General features: G+C 59.6%; 13 protein-coding genes. All 13 read left to right on the top strand.

All coding sequences use genetic code 11. The features are described 5' to 3' along the window. Positions 1 to 4 precede the first annotated feature (4 nt). The 13 genes from cdaA to J3348_RS02835 all read left to right on the top strand — a co-directional run bounded on the left by cdaA (position 5) and on the right by J3348_RS02835 (position 14,928). A complete protein-coding gene (gene cdaA / locus J3348_RS02895) occupies positions 5 to 904 on the top strand; it encodes a diadenylate cyclase CdaA (RefSeq protein ID WP_005940107.1) in 900 nt (299 codons plus the stop codon). Next, positions 901 to 2,205, top strand: a complete 1,305-nt coding sequence (locus J3348_RS02890) for a CdaR family protein (RefSeq protein WP_097774813.1) — start codon at positions 901 to 903, stop codon at positions 2,203 to 2,205. Before cdaA ends, J3348_RS02890 begins: the two co-directional genes overlap by 4 nt. Positions 2,206 to 2,228: 23 nt before the next feature. Then, positions 2,229 to 3,824 (top strand): FAD-dependent oxidoreductase, encoded by a 1,596-nt coding sequence (locus tag J3348_RS02885; protein WP_154255373.1) that lies wholly within the window; start codon positions 2,229 to 2,231, stop codon positions 3,822 to 3,824. Positions 3,825 to 3,834: 10 nt separating this feature from the next. Next, positions 3,835 to 5,187, top strand: a complete 1,353-nt coding sequence (locus tag J3348_RS02880; protein ID WP_242702839.1) for a 5-bromo-4-chloroindolyl phosphate hydrolysis family protein — start codon at positions 3,835 to 3,837, stop codon at positions 5,185 to 5,187. Next, a complete protein-coding gene (gene recJ, locus J3348_RS02875) occupies positions 5,184 to 7,316 on the top strand; it encodes a single-stranded-DNA-specific exonuclease RecJ (RefSeq protein ID WP_207698248.1) in 2,133 nt (710 codons plus the stop codon). The genes J3348_RS02880 and recJ overlap by 4 nt, the downstream gene beginning before the upstream one ends. A gap of 1 nt (position 7,317) precedes the next feature. Then, on the top strand, positions 7,318 to 9,657 hold the full coding sequence (locus tag J3348_RS02870) for a bifunctional (p)ppGpp synthetase/guanosine-3',5'-bis(diphosphate) 3'-pyrophosphohydrolase (RefSeq protein WP_207698247.1): 2,340 nt from the start codon (positions 7,318 to 7,320) through the stop codon (positions 9,655 to 9,657). A 3-nt stretch (positions 9,658 to 9,660) separates the two neighbouring features. Further along, positions 9,661 to 10,122: a D-aminoacyl-tRNA deacylase gene (gene dtd, locus J3348_RS02865; protein ID WP_005940113.1), complete on the top strand. Its 462-nt coding sequence runs from the start codon at positions 9,661 to 9,663 to the stop codon at positions 10,120 to 10,122. 5 nt (positions 10,123 to 10,127) lie between these two features. Further along, entirely contained in the window at positions 10,128 to 10,745 is a 618-nt protein-coding gene (locus J3348_RS02860) for an MBL fold metallo-hydrolase (RefSeq protein WP_097774817.1), read from the top strand. A 12-nt stretch (positions 10,746 to 10,757) separates the two neighbouring features. Beyond that, positions 10,758 to 12,227: a coproporphyrinogen dehydrogenase HemZ gene (gene hemZ, locus J3348_RS02855; RefSeq protein ID WP_207698246.1), complete on the top strand. Its 1,470-nt coding sequence runs from the start codon at positions 10,758 to 10,760 to the stop codon at positions 12,225 to 12,227. Next, a complete protein-coding gene (locus tag J3348_RS02850) occupies positions 12,193 to 13,155 on the top strand; it encodes a nucleoside kinase (RefSeq protein ID WP_097778148.1) in 963 nt (320 codons plus the stop codon). Before hemZ ends, J3348_RS02850 begins: the two co-directional genes overlap by 35 nt. 169 nt (positions 13,156 to 13,324) lie before the next feature. Further along, entirely contained in the window at positions 13,325 to 13,732 is a 408-nt protein-coding gene (locus J3348_RS02845) for a zinc ribbon domain-containing protein (protein WP_005940120.1), read from the top strand. Positions 13,733 to 13,893: 161 nt separating this feature from the next. Beyond that, the gene (locus J3348_RS02840; RefSeq protein ID WP_044953479.1) at positions 13,894 to 14,604 is read left to right on the top strand and encodes a MazG family protein; all 711 of its coding nucleotides are present in this window, start codon (positions 13,894 to 13,896) and stop codon (positions 14,602 to 14,604) included. 54 nt (positions 14,605 to 14,658) lie between these two features. Continuing rightward, the gene (locus tag J3348_RS02835) at positions 14,659 to 14,928 is read left to right on the top strand and encodes an HU family DNA-binding protein (protein ID WP_005940126.1); all 270 of its coding nucleotides are present in this window, start codon (positions 14,659 to 14,661) and stop codon (positions 14,926 to 14,928) included. Positions 14,929 to 14,973: the final 45 nt, after the last annotated feature.

Here is a 14,973-nt window from a genome sequence, read left to right as displayed (position 1 = left end):
ACCAATGACTCTGAACGCGATCATTGCAAATTTCCAGACCTTCAAACTGGTCGATTTGCTGGATATCATCATCATTTCCTTCCTGATTTACCAGCTGCTGGGCATTGTCAACCGCACCCGCGCCGGCCAGCTGTTCAAGGGTGCGCTGCTGGTGATGGCCGTCTATCTGGTGGCAGAAACGCTGAACATGCGTACCGTCACATGGCTGCTGAACTCACTGCTGCAGGTGGGCCTGCTGACGCTGGTGGTGCTGTTCCAGCCGGAGATCCGCCGTGCGCTGGAGCGCATGGGCCAGACCGACCAGTGGGCCGCCAAGCTGTTCAATGTCAAAGGCCGCTACAACGATCCCAGCCTGAAAGGTGCATGGCGCAGTGCCATCATTGCCATCTGCGATGCGGCAGAGCGCTTTTCTGAGACCAAGACCGGTGCACTGATCGTGCTGGAACGCCACACGAACCTTTCGGAGATCGTGCGCACCGGCACGCCGGTGAACAGTGCGGTCAATCTGGAAGTGCTGGGCACCATTTTCTACGAGGGCACGCCCCTGCACGATGGTGCTGCCATCATTGAGAATGGCCGCATCAAAGCCGCGGGCTGTGTGCTGCCGCTTTCCAACAATCTGGATCTTGGCAAGGATATGGGCACCCGTCACCGTGCCTGCCTTGGCATTGCCGAAAATTCCGACGCCATCGCCATCGTGGTCAGCGAGGAGACCGGCATCATCTCCATGGCAAAGAACGGCGTGCTGATCCGCCATTTTGACCGCCAGACCCTGTATACCCGTCTGGTGGATGAGATGATCCCTAAGGAGACCACCACCGAAAAGACGACGGTCAGCGGCTGGCGCGGTCAGCTGGACCGTCTGTGGAAATGGGTCAGCCAGAAGGAGGACGATGCGCAATGAACAACGAACCCAACAAGAAAAATGGCGCAAAGCCTGCGGTCGCCCATAAGAAAAACATTCTGGACGACCGCCGCATCCGGCTGGCACTTTCGGTGCTGGGTGCCATCGTTGCATGGATGGTGGTCACGATCATCGTCCAGCCCGGCACCAGCAACACCATCTACAATGTGCCGGTGGATTATACCTACGATTCCGCTGCTTACACCTCCCGGGGCCTGAGCATCGTCAGCGCCGAGGATAAGACCGTGAACCTGAAAATCTCCGGCGACGGCTACACCATCGGCGGGCTGACGGCTTCCGACTTTGTGGTCTACCCGGATTTTTCCAGCGTACGCGACAGCGGCGAAAAGACCCTGCGCCTGCTGGTACGCGGTGCCAACGGCCTGCTGAACGGTGTGACCGTGACCATGGAAGGCAATGACAACACGGTGGATGTGGTGTTTGACGTGGTGGAGGAAAAGACCCTGCCCGTTACCATTACCACCAACTACCTGACCATCGCGGACGGTTATATCCTTTATAGTACGGATGTTTCCAAGGAGAATATCACCCTTTCCGGCCCCAGCAGTGAGCTGAATAAAGTTGCTACCTGCACTGCAGAGGTGACCTACAGCGGCGAACTGACCGAGTCCATCACGCTGAACACGCCGCTGCGCTTCTATACCTCCGGCGGCAAGGAAGTCAAGTTTGAGTACACGGAGCTGGAAGAGAACAGCGTGGATGTGACCTTGCAGGTGTACAAGATGGCAACGCTGCCGGTGGACGTGAATTTCATCAATGCACCGCGTGATTTTGATGATTCGATGCTGGTATATGCACTCAGCCGCAAGCAGCTCAAGGTGGCAGGTCCGGCAGATAAGATCGATATGCTGTCCACGCTGCCCATCGGCAATATCGACCTTTCCACCTTTACACTGAACAAGAGCTATGAGCTGCCCATCGACCTGCCCGCAGACATCTATCTGCTGGATAACATTTCCACCATAACGGTCAGCTTTGACTGCTCCAATCTGGGAACCAAGACCATGAACCTGCCCAATACCTGCGTGCAGGTGGTCAACCTGCCCTCTACCTACCAGCTGACGGTGCAGACCGAACGCCTGATGAATGTAACGCTCTGCGGCCCCAAGGGCGCGATCGAAACGCTGACCCCGGAGCAGGTGGTCATTGAGATCGATGCCGAGGATTTCTCGGTGGCGACCGGCGAGCAGAACATCGCCTGCCGCCTGTATGTGCCCTCCAACGGCAAGATCTTTGCACTGGGCAGCTATGTGCTGCAGTGCCGCATCGAAAGCAACTGAAACAAAAAGGAACACACGATAACATGATTCTGGTTCGCAACATCCGTCTGCCGCTCTCTGCCGGAGAGCCGCAGGCATTTGAAAAAGCCCTGCACGCCGCCCGCATCCCGCGCGGAAAGGTGCAGCATCTGGGCGTGGCAAAGCTCTCGGTGGATGCCCGCCACGGCCAGCCCAAGCTGGTGTATACTGTGGCTGTCACCCTGAAAGAACCTGCCGAGGAAGCGGCTTTTGCAGCCCGCTGTGGTGATGCTTCTCTGCAGCAGAAGGTGGATTTTTCGGTGCAGAATGGCATTCAGCCACTGGCACATCGGCCTGTGGTGTGCGGCCTTGGCCCGGCGGGCCTGTTTGCAGCGCTGCTGCTGGCCCGGCAGGGCTATCAGCCCATTGTGCTGGAGCGCGGCCCGGCGCTGGACGAGCGCGTAAAGGCGGTGGAACATTTTTCTGCTACCGGCGAACTGGATGTGAATGCGAACATTCAATTTGGCGAGGGCGGTGCCGGTACCTTTTCGGACGGCAAGCTGACCACCCGCATCGGCGATGAGCTGTGCGGCTTTGTTACCGAGGTGTTCCTGCAGCACGGTGCGCCGGAGGAGATCGCCTGGAAGCAGAAGCCCCATGTGGGCACCGACCTGCTGCGCGGTGTGATCACCTCTATCCGCAAGGAGATCGAAGCTCTGGGCGGTGAGGTGCATTTCAACACGGCCCTGACCGGCTTTGAACAGAAAAATGGTCAGCTCACCGGCATTTTTACCACAAATGGCACCTTTGCCTGCGAAGCTTTGGTGTTCGCGGTGGGCCACTCAGCCCGCGATACCTTCGGGATGCTGATGGACGGCGGCCTGCAGCTGGAATGCAAGCCGTTCAGTGTGGGCTTCCGCGCCGAGCATCTGCAGAGTGAGATCGAAAAGAGCTTATATCACGAGGCTGCCGGGCATCCGGCTCTGCCGCGGGGCGAGTATCAGCTCTCCCAGCATGTGGGGGAGCGGTGCGTTTACACCTTCTGCATGTGCCCCGGCGGGCAGGTGGTGGCATCGGCCAGCGAGGAAGGCCGTGTAGTGACCAACGGCATGAGTTTCCACGCCCGCAATGGCAAAAATGCCAACGCGGCCGTGGTGGTGAGCGTGGGAGGCAAGGACTTTGCAGACGATCCGCGCCGGGCCATCGCGTTCCAGCGGGAGCTGGAAGCCAGAGCCTACGCCGCTGGGCGCAGTGCAGGGGAGTATGCCGCTCCGGCAGAGAACATCCAGAGCTTTCTGGAAGGGCGCGGCCAGCTGAACATTGGACGCGTGCAACCTACCTATGACCGCGGCGTTGCTGCGGCAGACCTCGGCACACTGCTGCCGCAGGAGCTGGCCGAAACGCTGCGGGCGGGCCTGCGCGCCTACGAGCGCAAAATTGCGGGTTATACCGCGCCGGAAGCGATCCTTACGGGTCTTGAGACCCGCACCAGCAGCCCGGTGCGGCTGAAGCGGGAAGAAAATTTTGAATGCACCCAGCTGGCAGGTCTGTATCCCTGCGGCGAGGGCGCCGGATATGCGGGCGGCATCATGAGCGCCGCCGTGGATGGCCTGCGGGTGGCCCGCGCCATCATCAGCCGGTATGCACCGGCAGAAGGGTGAGAAGAATTTGATGAACGATCGTGAAAACGATACAATGAGAGAAAATGAGGGCCGTCAGGTGCAGCAGGAGCTGGAAAACCAGCTGCGCGCCTTTGGCGATACCATGTCGGATGCCTTTGCCCATGGCTTTGAGGGCAAAGGGGAGGACATTGGCGACCGCGCCTATGGTGTGGGCCGTGCGGCGGTGAATGCTGCAAACTTTGGCCTTGGCGAAGCGGCAAAGGCGTTCCGCAGCAGCCGGGATGAATACTACCGCAGCCGTCAGAATGCGCAGAATACGAAAAAACAGGGCTTGAATGAGGACAATATCAACGCGCAGGCCGTAGGCGTTTCCGGCTGGTTCCGGCAGATGTTCGGCAAGGCAGAGACGACCCCGGCAGACGAGATCCGCACCAGTGCCAAAAAGCGCTACAGCGCAGGCTGTGCATTGCTGGCAGTCGGCATCACGTTTACGGTGATCTTTGGCATCACGGCAGTTTCCTGTCTGGGTGCGGCGGGCCTGTTTACGCCCAATGCGGCGGTTCTGCAGGCCCTTCTGCAGGACAGCTTTATGGCTGAAAATGCTGCAGCCATGGGCAGCTTTGCGCTGGGGGCGGTGCGGATCACCGGCTGGTGCTTTGCGGCTGTCACCGCCGTGTTCGTGTGGATGATCACTGCCGGTGCATCCCGCCTGAAGGCCAGCAAGACGCTGCTCCGTCTGGCCGAGGCAGCAGAAGGCTTTGACTGCAAAAAGGGCCTGCCGCTGGAAGCCGTGGACGAGAAAAAGGCCCGGGCACTCAAGCGGGTGCGCAGATTCATCCGCAATGGCTGGCTGAGTGCATGGGTGGACGAAAAAGCGGAAAAGCTTTACCTGACTGCTGAGGATTACCGTGCCGCGCAGGAAGCTGCCGCAGCCTCCAAGGCACCGCCGCAGCCGGAACCGGCGGCAGAAAAAACGGACGATGTGCCGCTCAATCTTGAGACGGCGCGCCGCTTTGCCGCCGTGCTGCAGCAGGAAAAACAGCTGATGCAGGATGCGCAGGGCCGCGAAGAGCTGGACCATATGCAGACCACCACCACTGCCATCTGTGACTGGCTGGAAGCACACCCGGAAAGCCTGCCCAAGGCCCGCCGCTTTGCGGAATACTATATCCCCACCACCCTCAAGCTGCTGCACACCTACAACGATGTGCAGGGCCAGCAGGGCGAAAACGCCGAGACCATCCGCCGCGATATCGCGGGCATCCTTCACACGCTGAATCAGGCCTACGACACCCTGTACGATACGCTGCTCTCGGATGTAGCGATGGATGTCTCTTCTGAGATCGCCGCCCTGCAGGGAATGCTGGCCAACGACGGCCTGACGGGAGGAAATTTTGAATGACCTACCGTGCATGGAATCTGAAGCCGCTGGACCGTGCCGCGCTGCGGGAGCTGACGCAGGCGATTGCGGAGCAGGCCACCGAAGAACTGGAATATAACGCACAGAACGACGAGCCGTGGAGCGAGCAAAAATATGCGGCCGCCCTTGCCGCCCAGCAGAAGGAAAATGCCCTGTTGGCGGGCGTGCTGACGGCCCGCGGCATTACCGACCCTACCGAAGCACTGACCCTGCTTGCCGGTGAGGAAGAGTTGAGCGACCCCTCGCTGCTCACCGATATGGACAAGGCCTGTGAGCGCATCTGGCGGGCCATTGACGAGGGCGAGACCATTGTGGTGTTCGGCGATTATGACGTGGACGGCGTGACGGCCACGGCCCTGCTGTACCAGCATCTCAAGGGCATGGGGGCTACCGTAAAATGTATGCTGCCCAGCCGCGAGGGCGACGGCTACGGCCTTTCGCGCAATGCCATCCGTTCCATCCACGATAAGGGCTGCAAGCTGATCGTGACGGTGGATAACGGCATTTCTGCTGTGGAAGAAGCCGATTATGCCGCTGAACTGGGTATTGACCTGATCATTACCGACCATCATCTGCCGCCGGAAACTCTGCCCAAGGCCATTGCCGTGGTAGACCCCCGTCGTGAGGACGACACCAGTCCCTTCAAGGGCCTGTGCGGTGCGGGCGTGGCGTTCAAGCTGTGTGCCGCACTGGATGGCTGCCCGCCGGAAGAAATGCTGGACTACTGCGGCGACCTTGCCGCTGTGGGTACTGTGGCGGACGTGATGCCGCTTACCGGCGAAAACCGCACCCTTGTCAAGGCGGGCCTGCGCCAGCTGCAGAACACGGACCGTCCGGGTCTGGAAGCGTTGCTGGAAGAGGTGGGCCTTGCGGGCAAACCGGTCACCGCAGAAAATGTCAGCTACGCCATTGCGCCCCGCATCAATGCGGCTGGCCGCATGGACAACGCTGTTACGGCTTTGCAGCTGGTGATGTGTGAGGACCCGGACCGCGCCGCAGAGCTGGCCCATAAACTGAACGAGATCAATACAAAGCGTCAGGAGACAGAGCTGCAGATCTTCAAGGCCGCGCAGGAACTGCTGGAACAGGAACCGGAGCGGCTGGAAGACCGCGTGATGCTGCTGTGGGGCCGCGATTGGCACCCCGGTGTCATTGGCATCGTGGCATCCCGGCTGGTGGAACGCACCGGCCGGCCTGTAATCGTGGTGACGATCGACGAGCACGGCGAATGCAAGGGCAGCGGACGCAGCGTGCAGGGATTCAATTTGCATGCCTGCATTGGTGCCTGTGCAGATCTGCTCATCCGCTACGGCGGCCATGCCATGGCTGCGGGCCTTTCGGTGCGGGAAGAAAATCTGCCCGCTCTGCGCCGCCGCCTGAACGACTGGGCAGCACGGGAATGCCCGGTGCTGCATACCACCCCGCTGGAGTGCGACCTGCCCATCCATCTGGACCGTGTGACCGTGGAAAGTGTGCGGAAGCTCGACCAGCTGGCTCCCTATGGGGCCGAGAACCCGACCCCGGTGTTCCTTTTGCAGAACGCCGTGCTGGATGGGGTATACCCGGTATCGGAGGGCAGGCACAGCCGCCTGCGCCTGCGGCAGGGCAATGCCAGCGTGTATGCCGTGTGGTTCGGTATGCCGCCGGAACAGCTGCCCTATGCCATGGGCGATGTGGTGGATGCTGCGCTGAACCTTTCGGTCTACGATTCGCCCCGGGGCGCACAGCTTTCGGGCCGCATTCTGGACCTGCATCCGGCAGGGCTGGGCACAAAGCTTGCGGAGCAGGCTGCTTTTGTGGTGGCGCTGCGCCGCGGCACACCCCTGACCGAGGAACAGAAAAAGCTTATTACGCCTGAGCGCAGTGATATCGTCACAGTGTACCGTGAGCTGCAGGCGCGTCGCTGGCACGCAGAAGATCTGCAGCCGCTGTGCGCAAAACTGGGCGAGGAAAATACAGGCAAAACGCTGGTGGCGGTCACGGCCTTGGAACAGGTGGGACTGATCGCCACGGTGGAAAAGGGCGGAGCAAAATATCTGGAGCTTGTGCCTGCGCAGGGCAAAAAGAACCTTGCGGATGCCCCGGTCCTGAAATGTTTGGAGGGAATGTAAAATGCCAGAGGGAAAGAAAACTGCTGTCCCTGCACCGAAGCCGGTGCGGGAAGAGGATCTCTACTCCGCAAAGACCCACCTGCATCAGCCGGTACCGGTGCAGGAAACGGCTACCGTTTCTGCAACAGCACAGCTGGCCGATGCCCCGGAAGGCGCGCTGCCTTCGGAGGTGCGGCCGGAGATCGTTACCTGGGAAAAGCTGTGTGAGGCCATCAAGGCCAGCGGCCGCTCCTACAATATGGAGATGATCGAAAAGGCATATGACCTTGCCAACACTGCCCACAAGGGGGTGTGCCGCCGCAGCGGCGAGCCGTATATCTGCCATCCGCTGGCTGTGGCACGGCTGGTGCTGGATCTTGGCATGGACTCCGAGAGCATTGCTGCGGCCCTGCTGCACGATGTGGTGGAGGACACTCCCACTACACTGGACGACCTAAAAGCCGCCTTTGGCGAGGAAGTTGCCCTGCTGGTGGACGGCGTGACCAAGCTGACCAAGATCCAGTTCTCTAACATTGAGGAACTGCAGGCTGAAAACCTGCGCAAGATGCTGCTGGCCATGAGCCGCGATGTGCGCGTGATGATCATTAAGCTGTGCGACCGGCTGCACAACATGCGCACCGGTGATGCATGGCCGGAACAGAAGCGCCGCGATAAAGCCCGCGAGACTATGGAGGTGTATGCCCCCATCGCCAACCGTCTGGGAATCCTGAACGTGAAGGAAGAGCTGGAAGACCGCAGCCTGCATTACCTTGACCCTGTGGGCTACGAGGAGATCAGCCGGATGCTCAGTGAGCGTGCAGGCGAGGAGTTCCTTGCAAAGGTGTCCGGTGTGATCGAGCGGCGGCTGGCCGAAAGCGGCATTGAGGGCGCTACCATCAAGCGCCGCGTCAAGAGCATTTACGGCATCTATCGCAAGACCATCATGCAGAACAAGTCCTTTGATGAGATCTACGATATCTATGCGGTGCGTGTCATTCTGGATACGCTGGCCGAGTGCTACAGCACTCTGGGCCTCATCCACGATATGTACCATCCGCTGCCCAACCGCTTCAAGGACTATATCTCCACTCCCAAGCCCAATGGCTACCAGAGCCTGCACACCACCGTCATCGGCCACGAGGGCATCCCCTTTGAGGTGCAGATCCGCACCCGCAAGATGGACGAGCAGGCCGAGTACGGCGTTGCGGCCCACTGGAAGTATAAAGAAGGTCTGGATGGCCACGACAAGCTGGACGAACGTCTGGCATGGGTGAGCCAGCTGTTGGAAAACCAGCGCGTCAGCGAGGATTCCGGCAATCTGCTGCACGACCTCAAGAGCGATCTGCTGCCGGAGGAAGTGTTTGCCTTTACCCCCAAGGGCGATGTCATCAACCTGCCCACCGGCGCTACCTGCATCGATTTTGCCTATGCGATCCATTCGGCGGTGGGCAACCGCATGGTGGGCTGCAAGGTGAACAACCGCATGGTGCCCATCGACCACATCGTTTCCACCGGCGAGATCATCGAAGTGATCCTTGGCCCGGCGGACAAAGGCCCCAGCCGCGACTGGCTCAAGATCGTGCGCACCAGCGAAGCGAAGAGTAAGATCCGAAACTGGTTCAAAAAGATGCGCCGCGAGGAAAATATCACGCAGGGACGTGATGCACTGGCCCGTGAGCTGCGCAGGGAAATGATCATCATTCCGGACGACCAGCTGGACGATTTTATCAACAGCTGTTCCCGCCGCCTGCGCCAGAACAATGCCGAGGAGCTTTATGCCGCCATCGGCTACGGCGGCATGACCATTGCCAACTGCCTGCCCAAGCTCAAGGAGGAGTGGCAGAAGCTGAAAGCTTCGGAGGAAAAGGCCGGGGAAGACCTGCCCAAGGTGGACCTGAGCCGTGTGCACGCTACCGACGGCGTGGTGGTGGAAGGCTTCGATAACACCCCCATCAAGTTTGCCAAGTGCTGCAGCCCGCTGCCGGGCGACCCCATCGTGGGCTTTATCACCCGCGGCTTTGGCGTTTCCATCCACAAGCAGAGCTGCGTGAACGCCATTTCCAGCATGAAGGATCCCACCAACGCCCCCCGCTGGGTCAAGGCGTACTGGGCCGACAGCGTCAAGGACAGCTATAAGGCCGGCATTGAGATCATTGCGCTGAACCGCAACGAACTGCTGCAGGATGTGCTGGCTGCGCTGGCGGATATCCGGGTGCCCATCTATGCGGTGAACGCCCGTCAGGTGGAAAACAACTGCGCCATGGTCAGCCTGACCATCGGCATCAACAATACCGAGCACCTCAACCGCGTGGTCGCAAGACTTTCCAAGGTGAAGGACGTGCTCAAGGTGACAAGGAGCTAAAACATGCGTGCAGTCATTCAGGCGGTGTCTTCCGCCAGTGTGCGGGTAAACGGCGGTGAGCCGCGGGCCATCGGGCCGGGCCTTATGATCCTGCTGGGTGTCAGGGATACCGACAGTCTGGACATCGTGCCCAAGCTTGCCGATAAATGCGCGGGCCTGCGCATCTTTCCGGACGCAGAGGGCAAGCTGAATCTCAGCGCAAAGGACCTTGGCTATTCGGCTCTGGTGGTGAGCCAGTTCACCCTTTACGGCGACACGAAAAAAGGCTACCGGCCCAGCTTTATCAAGGCCGCAAAGCCGCCGCTCTCCGTGGATGCTTACGAGCTGTTCCTTGCAGAGATGAACAAACAGGGCCTGAAGGATGTTCAGCACGGCGAGTTTGGCGCGGACATGCAGGTGGCTCTTGTGAACGAAGGACCCTGCACCATTATCATCGATACCGACGAGTGGAAGAAAAAGGAGTGACCGCCATGCAGGCTTTTCATATTCCGGGCGCTGCGCCGCTGTATACCAATACCTTCCTGCTCATTTCCGACGCAGGCCATGCCGTGGTCATTGATCCGGCGGCAGATGCGCAGACCTACGATAAAATTTTAAAGGAAAACAATGCGCAGCTCACCACCATCCTGTGCACCCACGGCCACTACGACCATGTGGGCAGCGCCGAAGCCTTGCGTACCGAGTGGAACGCAAAGCTCTACTGTGAGGCTGCCGACCTTGCAGGCGACCGCATGTATCCGCTGAGCGCAGCGGACTGCGGCTACGCAGAAGGGGAGACTGTCTCGGTAGACGAGCTGCAGTTCACGGTCTGGCACACGCCCGGCCATACGCCCGGCGGCGTGGTGCTGCTGTGCGGCGAGTATCTCTTCTGCGGCGATACCCTGTTTGCAGGCAGCATCGGCCGTACCGATCTGGAGGGCGGCAGTAGTGCACAGATGGCCGAGAGTCTGCGTAAGCTGGCAAAGCTGCCCATCCCGCGCGGCACGCAGGTGCTGCCCGGCCATGGCGAGTTCTCCACCTTTGGCGATGAACTGGACAACAATTACTTCATCCGCAGCGCTGTGCGCGGCAACAATGATTTATTTTAAAGAGTGAACAACATGAAGATTTATATTACCGGCCTGCCTTCCGGCTACGAAGTGGAGCATCTGGTGCGTTTGTTTTACCCCATGGCACCGCTCACCCTCACCCCGCCGGAGAACGCCGAGGACTGCGTCTGGGCAGAAAAAACGCCGGACGGCCTGCATGCACTGGTGCGTCAGGACGGCAGAAGTGCTGAACGACACGCACCGCTGCCCGCGCCTGTGGAACAGGGCGGCGAGACCCCGGAATTCAGCCTTGCCAGCCTGACCTATGATCTGCTGCGGGATTGGACCGGCATCCGCCCGCCATGGGGCAAAATGACCGGTGTGCGCCCGGTGCGGCTCATCCACGACAAGCGCGCCGCAGGCTGGACGGAAGCGGAAATCGACCACTTTTTCCTTGACCGGTTCGACTGCTCCCAGCAGAAATACCAGATGGCCAAGGCCATTGCCGACCTGCAGGAGCCGATTTTGAAAGTGGGCAATGAACCCGGGACCTACAGCCTGTACATCGGCATCCCGTTCTGCCCGTCCCGGTGCAGCTACTGCAGCTTTGTCAGCTGCAATCTGGACCGCGACCGCAAGATGGTGCAGCCTTATGTGGACTGTCTGTGCCGAGAGGTGGAAGAGATCCGCATTCAGGCCGACAAGGCGGGCCTGAAACTGTGCAGCATCTACATCGGCGGCGGCACGCCCACCAGCCTGTCTGCCGACCAGCTGCGGCAGCTGATGGGCACGGTCCGGGCGAATTTTGACCTCTCGAAGGTCGTGGAATATACGGTGGAAGCAGGCCGTCCGGACTGCACGGATGCCGAAAAGCTGGCGGTCATCAAGGAATACGGCGCTACCCGCATCTCCATCAACCCGCAGACCTTCTCGGACGAGGTGCTGGCGGGCATTGGGCGCAAGCACTCGGCGCAGGACATTCTGGACTGCTATGCCGAAGCGCGCAAGGCCGGTCATGATGATATCAACATGGACCTGATCGCCGGTCTGCCCGGCGACACGGTGGAAAGTTTTGAGCGCAGCCTGCGGCAGGCCATCGCGCTGGACCCGGAGAACATCACCGTGCACACCCTCACCCTCAAGCGCGCTTCCCGCATCGTCATTGAGGACCAGAAGGAGAACGACTACGCCGACGTCGCCGCCATGCTGGAAAAGTGCAACCTGCTGGCCGAGGCGGGTTACCGGCCCTACTACCTCTACCGCCAGAAGAATACTCTGCAGAACCTTGAGAACGTGGGCTGGTGCAAGCCGGGCCACGAGGGATATTACAACATCTATATCATGGAGGAAGTCCAGACCATCCTCTCCGCCGGTGCAGGCGGCAGCACCAAGCTGGTGGCCGACGGCGGAAAACGGATGCAGCGCATTTTCAATTTTAAGTATCCGAACGAATATATCCAGCGTTTTGCGGAGGTGCTGGAACGCAAAAAAGGAGTGGCTGATTTTTATGATCACGATTTGGGTACCCAAACGTCTGGTTGAGATCGATCTGTACAATGTGGCAGCCCGCAGCCCGCAGGCACTTGCCGACCTGAGTGAGCAGAGCTATGCCCAAAGGGTAGATTACGCCGCCCAGAAAGTGCAGCTTTCCGGCGCAAAGATCGTCATGCTCACCGGCCCGTCGGCCAGCGGCAAGACCACCAGCGCCCACTGCATTGCAAAGGCTCTGCAAAAGCGCGGGACCCCGGCGCAGGTGGTCAGTCTGGATAATTTCTTCAAAGGCGCAGAGTTCTATCCGCGCCTGCCGGACGGCACGCTGGACTACGAGAACCCCGATACGCTGGATCTGCCGCTCATCAAGCAGTGCCTGCGGGAGCTGAGCGAGACGGGCAAGACCGTGCTGCCCATCTACGATTTCTCTGCCGAAAAGCGCTCGGCAGAGGTGGAGCCCATCGACCTGCAGGGCGGTGTATGCATCGTGGAGGGCATCCATGCGCTGAACCCGGAGCTGACCGGCCTTGTAAAGGGCGACGACATCTACCGCATCTATGCAGGCCTGCGGGAGGAATACTGCATCGATGGCCGCCGCGTCATCAACACGCAGGATATCCGCCTGTGCCGCCGCACCCTGCGGGACGCTGCAGCGCGCGGCCGCAGCCCGGAAAAGACCCTTGCCATGTGGGACCGCGTGCTGGACGGTGAGACGCGGTATATCAAGGGCTTCAAAACCACGGCAGACTTTTTGCTGGATACCTCCTTTACCTACGAGCTGGGCCTGATCTCCAAGCTGCTGGGCGTGGTGCGCCGTCAGTTCACGCTGGAAGGCCACAATGCCGAGCTGTGGGACGAGACAGCCCGCCGCTTTGAGCATGTGGCACCGCTGGAGCTGGAGCTGCTGCCGGAGGACAGCATGCTGCGGGAATTCTATGGCGGCGCAGCCGACCGCAGGGCACAGAATGCCGATGTGTGAAATTATCGTGTGAATTTAGGCCGAATGCGAAAAAATTGTTTCCAAACCGGCACCAAACTGTAAAAAATGCGGTCCGTTCATTGCAAACGAGCGGCCTGTGCGCTATAATGGAGATAACATCCGCACATGGCCAACGATAAACAGGCCGATAGTAAGAGAGGTGTCTTTTATGGATTTCAACAAGATCAAGGAAATGGGTCTGGAATATGCCGAAAAAGGCAAGAACGCTGCGCTGGACCTGGCCGAAAAGGGCAAGACTCAGGCTTTGATCGTAAATGAGCAGGGCAAGCTGCTCAAGGCACAGCGCCAGTTGGGCGCACTGGTGTACAGTCTGGCCAAGGGCAAGGAAGAAAACCAGCCGCTGGTGGATAAGTATATCGAGATGATCGATAACATCGAGCAGGAGATCGCCCGTCTGAAAGCATCCCTGACCCCGGCGGAAGCTGCCGAGGTGGAATATGTGGTGCACGAGGAAGTTCCTGCTGACCAACCGGAAGAGCACAAAGCCTGCCCGCAGTGCGGTGCTCCCGTCTCGGACGATGCACTGTTCTGCAACAAGTGCGGTGCACAGCTGTAATAAAACGGTTCAGCAACAGGGCGGCGCTCCCCACAGGGCACCGTCCTGTTTTTGCGAGCGGAAAATGCAGGCGAAATGCGGGAAATTTGCGCACTTTGTCTTGCAAAACTGCATGAGATGCGATACAATATACAGTATCTTTTACAAGGCAGGTGAGCGCTGTGCTGGACTGGCAGCCAAAGGCACCCTATACGGCAGAGCAGCTGCTGGAAATTCTGCGTATCCTGCGGGACCCGGAGAACGGCTGTCCGTGGGATAAGGTACAGACCCATGCTTCCATCCGGAAGAACTTTCTGGAAGAGACCTGCGAAGCGCTGGAGGCCATTGATGCTGACGATCCGCAGTTGATGCAGGAAGAGCTGGGCGATGTGCTGATGCAGGTGGCGTTCCACGCGGTGATCGAAGAAGAGCGCGGGCGCTTTACTTTTGAGGATGTCTGCCGTGAGGTGTGCGAGAAGCTGGTGTTCCGGCATCCGAACATCTTTGCGTCCTCGGCGGCACAAAATGCGGGTATAAACGGCTGGGATGCGCTCAAAAATAAGGAAAAGGGCCGCACCACTCTGGCTGATGAGCTGGGCACAGTGCCGGTTACGCTGCCTGCTTTGATGCGTGCCCAGAAGCTGCAGAAGCGTGCCGACCGCTGCGGGGCAGAGCAGTCTGCGCCGGAAACGGCACGGCAGGCTTTGCAGGCAGCGCTGGACGGCTGGAACCGGGAACAGGACGCACAGGCGGCGGGAGAACTGCTGTTTGCTGCGGCCAATGCCATGCGGCTGGCTGGTGTGGACGCGGAGGAAGCGCTGACCTTTGCATCCAAGCGCTATTGTGCAGAACTGCTGGCGCAGAAAGAACAAAGCGGTACTCAGGTCGAGTGACCTGCTCCGATAGAGAAAAAAGAACACCAAGTAACAAATCTGGAGGGTATTTTTATGACGAAGACCGATCTGATCGCACAGGTTGCTGCGAACACTGAGATGAGCAAGAAGAGCGCTGAGCAGGCTGTCAATGCTGTGTTTGAAGCACTGAGCAAGGCCATGTCTGAGGGCGAAAAGATCACCATTTCCGGTTTTGGCACCTTTGAGATGCGTGAGCGCGCCGAGCGTCAGGGCATCAACCCCCGCACCCGTGAGCCGATCACCATTGCCGCTTCCCGCAGCATCGTGTTCAAGCCCGGCAAGTCCCTGAAGGACACCCTGTAAGCTGTATCTGCTTTGCCGCCGCTGCCTGCAAGAGGGTGCGGCGGC

Origin of the sequence: Faecalibacterium sp. Marseille-Q4896, assembly GCF_017377615.1 — a bacterium.
GTDB lineage: Bacteria > Bacillota > Clostridia > Oscillospirales > Ruminococcaceae > Faecalibacterium > Faecalibacterium taiwanense.
Note: the sequence above shows the minus strand (reverse complement) of the source record. Positions and strands in the feature narration are given on the sequence as shown.